The 1,458-nt window shown below is 41.8% G+C and carries 1 protein-coding gene and 1 pseudogene; both read right to left on the bottom strand.

Going from position 1 to position 1,458, the window contains the following annotated elements; all coding sequences use genetic code 11:
• A pseudogene (locus ACR6Z4_RS32135) lies at positions 1–781 on the bottom strand (hypothetical protein); the annotation flags it as partial.
• A gap of 11 nt (positions 782–792) precedes the next feature.
• Positions 793–1,458 (bottom strand): hypothetical protein (locus ACR6Z4_RS32130; protein WP_479721388.1); only part of this gene is annotated, 666 nt, incomplete at its 5' end.

The following is a 1,458-nucleotide window of genomic DNA, read 5'->3' as shown; positions in this document are numbered from 1 at the left end:
CTGGCAGCATCATTCCTGTCACGCGATCGCAGATAAATTGTTGTGGGTTTTCCTCCTCTACCCGCCAGGGTTTTGGGGTTAGGCGTGCCCTGAAGGTTGCTTGAAATTTGCAGAGTTTTAGATACAAAGGATCAGCATAAAGGTTTTTCATAACTCGGTCAGTTGTTTCGTCCAACGGGTCAAATCGCTGGGTCGTGCATAAATAACGCAGACCATTGCGGGTTCTATAAACACGGAAACCCATTTGGGGAAATTGTTCTACCAGAATCTCTAATGCCGAGATTGCTTGCTGCTGACTGATTGCAATTGGGCAACTGGCTGCACAATCCTGGATTTCAGAATTTCTGGGTGCAGCAAGATCAACATCAACAATTAGTAGGCGATCGCAATTTAGAATTAGACATTTATAACGATTTCGCGTCAGTACAGCTTGCCTTTGTCCCTCATAGAAAATCTCCTTCAGCACTGGTTCTGTTAGGACGCTATATTCGCCTTTATCCAGGGCATACCAGTCTCCAACTTTTTCATAATCAGAGATCAAAATTGGGCTAAGGTAAGCGATCGCGATCTTTTCCTGTCTGGATAGATGCCCTGCCCATTTTCTCAACTGCTGTCTATTATTCTGTTCAGGATTCGCTTGTAGAACTAGTTCCAGCAAATATTGCTGAACCTGTTCAGCTGGATTTTCTATGTTTCTCCTACCTGCCCAATAACAAAGTTTCTGATATAACTCCGAGTTGCCTTGGATAAATTGCTCGATAGAAGAACTTAAAATATTCATAGTTAAAACTTTTAGGGATATCGAAACCAGGCTGTTTTAGGTCGAAGTTCAAACAGTTGACCAACGTAACAGACTAAACAGCTAATTTCTTGGTACAAAAGCATTTCTTGAACTTCTGATAAGCACAAATCTTTGAAATTTGGCTGTAGTTGATTCAAGGCTTCCTGCCACTGCTCATTAGCATCAAAAAACTCATTAGAATTACCTTGCAAGGAAACAACTGAAATCTTAAACTGTTGCTGCCAAGAGTTCAGCTTGACTGTTAGCAAGTAACTATAAATATTATTTTCATAAATAGCCTGATATTCACTAAGAGAAAGAGGGAAATCGACTTGCCCCAGTACCCAAGAAGAAGGGGTAGCTGCGATGCGTTGGTTTGGAGATAGTGAGCCACTTTGATTGAGAAATAGCAGCGGTTCTAAATAAGTGCTGAATTGATTTGTTGATAGAAGACATCGCGCATCAGACTCTAAAAATGGGCGAAGTTTTTTAACCCAATTCGACCGCGCAGTAAGCCAGAGTTCCTCGTGCCGCCGAAGGTTAATCACGTCTGTTACGATCTGCTCGTACAAAGTCTCCAGATCCCGATCGAGTGTCTCCTCGTATTGGTTGGTCAACCGTTGATATGCAAATAAAATTTGGTGAATTGTTTGGAAATCGGACATTCTCTCCTTATT

The sequence above is a fragment of the Calyptranema fuscum S582 genome, assembly GCF_055793305.1.
This window is presented reverse-complemented; position numbering and strand designations above follow the sequence as displayed.